Origin of the sequence: Acinetobacter sp. UBA1496 (assembly GCF_002324975.1) — a bacterium.
GTDB classification, from domain to species: Bacteria; Pseudomonadota; Gammaproteobacteria; order Pseudomonadales; family Moraxellaceae; genus Acinetobacter; species Acinetobacter variabilis.
Genome location: NZ_DCRI01000019.1, coordinates 69193 through 76827, shown reverse-complemented (window position 1 = coordinate 76827; position 7635 = coordinate 69193). Strand labels below are relative to the sequence as shown.

Below are 7635 nucleotides of genomic sequence, written 5' to 3'. Positions count from 1 at the left end.
CTTATTTCAGGACGGGACATCCCTTAAAATGAAAAAGCCTAAATCGAGTTTAGGCTTTTAATTCAGATTTAAATTGCTTTTACATGGCCGGTCACATGCGGCTTCTGGTTCTTGCTGTTTCGGATCAGGAAATCTGTATCATTCGCTGCTTGAGCAGTCAGGAACTCAACTTTAGAGGGTAAATACATCGGCAACTTGAACCAGACATCGGCTTCATAGGCATCCGGCAAGGATAGATTAGCCAGTGCTTTGGCTTTGCTCCACATACCATGTGCAATCGCCTGTTTAAAACCAAAAGCCTTCGCTGTAACAGCATGAATATGAATCAGGTTAAAATCCCCTGAGGTCATGGCATAACGGCGGCCGGTATTTTCTGAAATTTTCCATTCAGTATTCAGCTTATAGTCCGGCGCTTTACTTTCTGCCGATTTTGCAGCAGCTTTAGCATCAGTCTTTTGACGTGAAAGATAAGTCGTTAATGCCTCAACGACGACTTCATTGCCTACTTTGACTGTGGTAATAAAATCAAACTGAACTCCTTTGTCATGTGGATGTAATTCACCAAACTTGCATGACAAGGTTAAAGTCTCATTTACACCGACTTTACGGTATTGCTTGACCTGATTACGGATATGTACCAGTCCTAAAATCGGGAACGGAAATGCTTCCGAGGTCATCATGTGCATTTGCAGGCTTTGAGACAGCACGGTCAAATAAATAGCTGGAATATAACCATTATTTTTAAAGCCACATACTTCATTATAAGCTTTTAAATGTTTCTGATCGACCTTGAATGAATCCACCACATATTCAACTTGCGGTAGAACTTTTTCAGCTTTCGGCTTTTTAAAAATCAAGCCTTGAATCACTTTTGGATAGGCTAAATAAGGTTTTGGAAGTTGACTAAAATGGCGCGTATTCATACTGAACCTTTGGAAATATTATCTTTATAAAGTGACCTCTCCTGAGCATACTTCAATCATTGTATGAAAGTGAAGCACTAGAGAGGTTTTGAGAGTTCTTGGAATTTTCTCTTTAGAATTTTAATCCCCCTGAACCCCCTTTATCAAAGGGGGACTTCTCCTCTCTTTTATAAAGAGAGATCGGGAGGGATCTATTAAGCCCCTAACAGGCTTTGACCACAGACACGAACCACGTTGCCATTTAAACCTGTTGAAGCCGTAGAAGCAAACATGGCAATTGTTTCTGCAACATCTACAGGTAGACCACCTTGGCTCATTGAGTTCATACGGCGGCCTGCTTCACGGATTGCAAATGGAATCGCAGCCGTCATTTGTGTTTCGATAAAGCCCGGTGCAACAGCATTAATCGTTATACCATTTTTTAAGGTTGGTGCTGTGAATTTTACCACACCAATCACACCCGCTTTAGACGCTGCATAGTTGGTTTGACCCAGGTTACCTGCAATGCCTGAAATTGAGGATACACAGATAATACGGCCATTAGCATTTAGACCATCGTTGGAGATTAAATAGTCATTTACACGTTCAATGGCAGACAGGTTGATGTTAATCACCAGATCCCATAGCTCAGGTTTCATATTAGCCAAAGTCTTGTCACGGGTAATACCAGCATTATGCACAATAATGTCCAGACCACCCTGCTCAGCTGCTGCTGCTTTGATTTTTTCGCCTGCATCTGCAGCAGTAATATCGATGGCTAAAGTTGAACCCCCAATTTCACCAGCTACACGGTCAAGGTCCGCTTGCTGCTGTGGAACATCCAGACAGATGACATGTGCGCCATCACGTGCCAATACATGAGCAATCGCTTCACCAATACCACGGCTCGCACCAGTCACTACAGCGGTTTTTCCTGCTAATGGTTTAGTCCAGTCCACATCCACTTTTTCAGCAGGTGAAACACGGATCACCTGACCAGAAACATAGGCAGAACGTGGAGAAACTGCAAAACGTAAAGCAGACTCAAGATTTGCTTCAGCACCGGCATCTACATAGATCAGGTTCGCTGCAATACCCTTTTTAAACTCTTTACCCACAGATTTTACAAAACCTTCCAGTGCGCGTTGAGCAATTGACTGACTGACTGATTTAGCAGTTTCAGGCGTAGTCCCCACAATCACGATACGGCCAGAACTTTGAATTTGACGTGCAATCGGGTTAAAGAAATCATAAAGTGATTTTAATTGTTCTGAATTTTCGATTCCTGAAGCATCAAAAATGACAACTTTGAATTTTGATTCTTTATCGCCCGGATTAAACGCACCCAGATTCAGTCCAGCTGATGCAGCAGCCTGTTGCAGTTCAGCATTGTTACCTGCATAGCTATTAGCATGAATATTTGCCAGAACCTGAGCAATAGCACCGGTCAATGTACTTGCCGGTGCTGCTCCAAACAATACCGCGCCTTTAACTACAGGTGTAGCAGACTCAAAACGGTCTAAAGAAGTTGGGGATGGCAGACCCAAATTTTTAATGACAAATTTACCAATAGGAGATTTTGCGAAAGTTTGGTACTGATCAGTCATGTTTATTATCTCTCATACAAATTAATTTTTGGTTGATCTAAAGTTATCCTTAAACTTCAGTATGATGCCAGACACTTATATTTCAATAGATCTACCAGATTCCGCCCAATCATACTTGAGATAACAGGCAGATGACTTGACCTAAGCGCAGTCTGTAATGTCATTGTAGTCAATACAGCCTATCTTCTTCTATGCTAATGTAACCACCAAGAAGACGATCTATTTGCCTGGTAAAGCCTTATGAGCAAAACAACTCAAGATAATCCAGCAGTCGAGAACTCTGCGACAGAAACTGTGTCAAAACCATCAACGCGTAGCAAGCGTAGCACTAAAAATCCTGATACAGCCAATGCCGCAGAAAAAAGTCCGGCTAAAACCACACGTACACGCAGTACATCTGCACGTACCAAAAAAACGACTTCAAGCCAACAAGATTCAACATCTATAACACAGACTTCTGTTCAACAGGAACCAAACATGAGCCAAAATACAGTTCGCCGCGTTGCTATTATCGGTGGTAACCGCATTCCATTTGCACGTTCTAACGGTGCTTACTTTACGGCATCCAATACTGATATGTTCACAGCAGCCCTGAATGGTCTGGTTGAACGTTTTAATCTTCAAGGTCAACGCTTAGGTGAAGTGGTTGCAGGTGCTGTACTGAAACATAGCCGCGACTTCAACATGACTCGCGAATGTGTACTGAATACTGCTCTTGCACCGGAAACCCCTGCTTATGACATCCAGCAAGCATGTGGTACTGGCCTTCAAGCGGCATTCCTAGTCGCAAACAAGATTGCTCTAGGTCAGATAGAAGTGGGAATTGCAGGTGGTGTAGATACGACTTCTGATGCACCAATCGCTTTTGGTGATGGCTTACGTAAAGCATTACTTGAGCTGAATATTGCGAAAACGGCGAAAGACCGTTTAAAAGCACTGACTAAAATCAATGTGAAAGACCTGATGGATGCACCAAAAAATGGTGAGCCACGTACTGGCCTGTCTATGGGTGACCATCAAGCAATTACTACACTGGAATGGGGTATTTCTCGTGAAGCGCAAGATGAATTAGCCGCTTCTTCACACCAGAAAATGGCAGCAGCCTATGAAGAAGGTTTCTTTGATGACCTGGTGACTCCATTCCTGGGTCTTGAACGTGACAACAACTTGCGTCCTGATTCTTCAGTTGAAAAACTGGCGAAACTAAAACCTGCTTTTGGTAAAGGTGATGCACGTACCATGACTGCGGGTAACTCTACTCCACTGACCGATGGTGCTTCTTGTGTGCTACTGGCTTCTGAAGAATGGGCTAAAGCAAATGGTCATGAAGTACTGGCTTACCTGACTTTCCAGGAAACTGCTGCCGTTGATTTTGTAGAGAAGAAAGAAGGCCTGTTGATGGCACCTGCTTATGCAGTCCCTCGTATGCTGGAACGTGCTGGTCTGAAACTGCAAGATTTTGACTACTATGAAATTCACGAAGCATTTGCATCGCAAGTACTTTCAACATTGAAAGCTTGGGAAGATCCAAAATTCTGTAAAGAGCGTTTAGGTCTGGATGCTCCACTAGGTTCAATTGACCGTGCCAAACTGAACGTAAAAGGTTCTTCTCTTGCTGCAGGTCACCCATTTGCAGCGACTGGCGGTCGTATTATCGCGACTGCGGCAAAACTGATTAACCAGAAAGGTTCAGGTCGTGTGCTTGTTTCGATCTGTGCAGCTGGTGGTCAAGGCGTAACAGCAATTATTGAAAAATAATCCAAGCCTCATATAAAAAACCGCTCATAAAGAGCGGTTTTTTATTGCAGTAATTTTAATAGAGCACTGAAGATTACTCTAGTAAAGACTCAAGTTAAGCTTTTCGGTAGTCTGGTTCCAGACCCATTTTGGCCTCAAGCTGGTCATAGCACCACTGGAAAATAAAAGTATACACCAGAATACATAATGTCATCGCCAGATCCAAAAGAAAAGCCTGCGCCAGACTGATCTGTAATGCATAAGCCACCATCGGAATCGTCGCCAGCATCAAACCACCCTCAAATCCAATCGCATGAGCAATCCGCACTTTGATGGTTCTTTTCAAACGATGTTTGGCTTCAAACTTTTCAAAATAATGATTAAACAACATATTCCAGAACATTGAAGTCACAGCCATCGCAATTCCGAGAGCGCCTGTGACCTCAAGCGGCATATGCATGAGCGTACTCAGTAAAATGGCAATCACCACCAATAAAATACCTTCATATAAGGTGGCATGAATCAGTCTTCTTTTCGAAATTAACATTTCAGTTCATCAAGTCAGGAGATAAAAGAATTTTATTTCTTTAAATTTGATTATTCGAGTTAGAATCTATCAATAAAAATGAAAGATAGAATTCATGAATACTAATCAAGAACAGCTGCTGATGTTTAAACTGGTCATGGAAACCGGCTCCTTCTCTGCTGCTGCACGTAAACTTGGTAAAGTTCCTTCTGCAGTGAGCATGTCCATTGCCAATCTGGAAATTGATCTTAATCTGGTGCTATTTGAACGCATTGGCCGTGAACCGAAACCCACCGCGCAGGCGAAAGTGCTATATGAAAAAACTGAACAGCTTTTGGTTGAAATCAATCAATGGAAGCAACATGCGCTTGCGCTCAGTTCAGGCCTGGAATCTGAATTAAATATTGTGGTGGTGTCTGAATTACTCCATACCCGCTGGACCGATTATATCGTTTTGCTGGAACGGGAATTTCCAGCGCTGCAAGTTAATGTATTTAGCGCACCCCAAGAGGATGCTCATCGCATGCTGTTTGAAGGTTCAGCGCAGTTAGCGCTGATGTTTGAACGAGAACAGTTGGAAACCCGTGAACAGTTTATAGAATTAAAGCGTGAGGTACTGGTCGCCGTTGCGGCCAAACAGCATCCATTAAGTCAATTTCAACAGGTCAGTTATGAGCAGATTTTACAAAGTCGACAGATTGTTGTTGCCAGTCGTGATCGTAGCATTAAGCCAGAACTGCTCTTTTCCCGAAATTACTGGCGCACTGACAATCATCAATCTGCCTGTAACATGATCCTGCAAGGTTTAGGCTGGGGGGTACTTCCTCTGGAAATGATCAATGAACAGCCACACTTGCAGGAGCAACTACAGATCTTGCAGCTGCTCGATTTCACCCCAAAATTTGAATATTTTGTCGATCTGGTCTGGAGTCGGGAAACTCGACTGGGTACAGCTGCTCATTTTTTGATTAATCACTTGCGTCAGCAGCGAAAAACCGACCATTAATCACAGAAATTCAACGACAGTCTACTTGGTAAGAGGATGATTTATGATATATAAGAATGCATAAGTAATAACCATAGAACTAGATCGTAATGACATTAACTGCATTAAACCAATTAAAAAACTTGACGACTATTGTGGCAGATAGCAGTGATTTAAGCGCAATTGAGAAATTTCGCCCTCTGGATGCAACCACAAATCCATCTCTGATTACTGCTGCAGCGAAACAGCCTGAAAATCAGGCATTGATTGAAGCTGCTTTTCAACAAGCCCAGCAAGAAGGCTATGTTAATAATGCTCTGATAGAACGCACCATTGATATTTTGACCGTCAAATTCGGTGTTGAAATTTTAAAACTGATTGAAGGTCGTGTTTCGACTGAGGTGGATGCCTCCCTGTCTTTTGATACTGAAGCGACCATCGCCAAGGCTAAAGAATTACTCGCGCTGTATGATCAATATGGGATTAATTCTGACCGCATCCTGATTAAGATCGCATCGACTTGGGAAGGCATTCAGGCAGCAAAAGCATTGGAAGAAGAAGGTCTCCATACCAACCTGACCTTATTGTTTGGCCAGCATCAGGCCCATGCCTGCGCTGATGCCAAAGTGACTTTAATCTCACCTTTTGTCGGCCGCATTCTAGACTGGTACAAAAAAGCGGAAGGTGTTGAGTCGTATCCGATCGAAAAAGATCCGGGCGTACTCTCAGTGAAGCGCATTTATGAGTTCTATAAAACGCATGGGATTAAAACTGAAATCATGGGTGCAAGCTTCCGTAGTATTGAGCAGGTTCTGGGCCTCAGCGGTTGTGATCTGCTCACTGTCGCACCAAACTTGCTGGAACAACTGGAAAATGATCAGCGTGAAGTTCAGGCTCAACTTTCAGCCAAAGATATTCAATCTCAAGGTGAACTGAGTCCAATCAGTCATGCCGATTTTGATGCACAACTGAAACAGGACCAGATGGCCAGTGAACTACTGCAAGGTGGTATCGATGGCTTTATCAAAGCCCGTGAACAACTGGCGGCTTTATTAAAGGAAAGTTTTTTGAGCACCACCTAATTTCACAGCGAATTTATAGAATTTCTGCAGGCCGATGTTGCTATAATGCCGCATCGGCTTTTTTCATTTTTGCGAGTTCTTCGTGTTTGGTATCACAGATCTAACGACCTTTATCATTGGGACAACGTTAATTGTGTTACTGCCGGGGCCGAATTCCCTCTATGTCATGTCAATTGCCTCTCGTTTTGGCATCAAGACCGGTTATATGGGTGCCTTAGGGGTTTATACCGGTGACCTGATTCTGATCCTGTGTACGGCGTTAGGCGCAGCTTCTCTACTTCATGCGTTTCCCGTGCTATTTATTGCCCTGAAAATTATCGGTGCTGTCTATCTCAGTTATCTTGGTATCAAACTGATCATTGCCGCCTATCAGACTTTCTTTCCGAAACAGTCGTCACAACGTGTTCAGATTAAAAAGGCTACTCCTGAAACTGTCAGGTCGATTCAGCCTTTCCGTACAGCATTGACAATCAGTGTTTTAAATCCTAAAGCGATTCTGTTCTACCTGTCTTTTTTTGTGCAGTTTGTCGATCCTGCTTACCCTTATCCGGCACTGACTTTCGCACTCTTGGCTTTAATCCTGCAACTGATCAGCATGACCTACCTTTCAATCCTGATCTTTTCCGGGGTCAAACTCGCGAGCTATTTCAACCAGAATTATAAATTGACCGCTGGCGGAGTTGCTTCAGTAGGAATTCTATTCTGCGGATTCGGAATCAAACTGGCGACTTCAACCTTCTAAAAATTAGTAGATTTCTGGCAAGAGCAGCTCTTTCTAAAATTGTTAAAAACATTG

At 43.1% G+C, this 7635-nt stretch carries 7 protein-coding genes; 4 read left to right on the top strand and 3 right to left on the bottom strand.

What is annotated here, in order from left to right; translation table 11 throughout:
* Window positions 1–68: 68 nt before the first annotated feature.
* Both B3143_RS01995 and B3143_RS01990 read right to left on the bottom strand, forming a co-directional pair.
* Window positions 69–923, bottom strand: coding sequence for a MaoC family dehydratase (locus B3143_RS01995; protein ID WP_005236063.1), 855 nt, complete (start codon window positions 921–923; stop codon window positions 69–71).
* Window positions 924–1117: 194 nt separating this feature from the next.
* Complete coding sequence (locus tag B3143_RS01990) at window positions 1118–2509, bottom strand: 3-oxoacyl-ACP reductase (RefSeq protein ID WP_034703537.1); 1392 nt, start codon at window positions 2507–2509, stop codon at window positions 1118–1120.
* Between the two features lie 240 nt (window positions 2510–2749).
* On the opposite strand from B3143_RS01990, the gene B3143_RS01985 reads away from it, so the two are divergent.
* Window positions 2750–4267 carry an acetyl-CoA C-acetyltransferase gene (locus B3143_RS01985; RefSeq protein WP_004783924.1) on the top strand — a complete coding sequence of 506 codons (1518 nt, stop codon included), beginning with the start codon at window positions 2750–2752 and terminating at the stop codon, window positions 4265–4267.
* A gap of 94 nt (window positions 4268–4361) precedes the next feature.
* Here the strand turns inward: B3143_RS01985 and aceI are convergent, their stop codons facing one another.
* Window positions 4362–4793 (bottom strand): chlorhexidine efflux PACE transporter AceI, encoded by a 432-nt coding sequence (gene aceI, locus B3143_RS01980; RefSeq protein ID WP_005236068.1) that lies wholly within the window; start codon window positions 4791–4793, stop codon window positions 4362–4364.
* 94 nt (window positions 4794–4887) lie between these two features.
* On the opposite strand from aceI, the gene B3143_RS01975 reads away from it, so the two are divergent.
* The 3 genes from B3143_RS01975 to leuE all read left to right on the top strand — a co-directional run bounded on the left by B3143_RS01975 (window position 4888) and on the right by leuE (window position 7581).
* Window positions 4888–5778, top strand: coding sequence for a LysR family transcriptional regulator (locus B3143_RS01975; RefSeq protein ID WP_005236069.1), 891 nt, complete (start codon window positions 4888–4890; stop codon window positions 5776–5778).
* Window positions 5779–5867: 89 nt separating this feature from the next.
* Entirely contained in the window at window positions 5868–6839 is a 972-nt protein-coding gene (gene tal / locus B3143_RS01970; RefSeq protein ID WP_004783929.1) for a transaldolase, read from the top strand.
* Window positions 6840–6921: 82 nt separating this feature from the next.
* Entirely contained in the window at window positions 6922–7581 is a 660-nt protein-coding gene (leuE, locus tag B3143_RS01965) for a leucine efflux protein LeuE (protein ID WP_175967774.1), read from the top strand.
* Window positions 7582–7635 lie beyond the last annotated feature (54 nt).

What these genes read in the sequence shown, in the direction of transcription:
- B3143_RS01995 (WP_005236063.1), bottom strand. Translation starts at nt 923, where the DNA reads ATGAATACGCGCCATTTTAGTCAACTTCCAAAACCTTATTTAGCCTAT.
- B3143_RS01990 (WP_034703537.1), bottom strand. Translation starts at nt 2,509, where the DNA reads ATGACTGATCAGTACCAAACTTTCGCAAAATCTCCTATTGGTAAATTT.
- B3143_RS01985 (WP_004783924.1), top strand. Translation starts at nt 2,750, where the DNA reads ATGAGCAAAACAACTCAAGATAATCCAGCAGTCGAGAACTCTGCGACA.
- aceI (WP_005236068.1), bottom strand. Translation starts at nt 4,793, where the DNA reads ATGTTAATTTCGAAAAGAAGACTGATTCATGCCACCTTATATGAAGGT.
- B3143_RS01975 (WP_005236069.1), top strand. Translation starts at nt 4,888, where the DNA reads ATGAATACTAATCAAGAACAGCTGCTGATGTTTAAACTGGTCATGGAA.
- tal (WP_004783929.1), top strand. Translation starts at nt 5,868, where the DNA reads ATGACATTAACTGCATTAAACCAATTAAAAAACTTGACGACTATTGTG.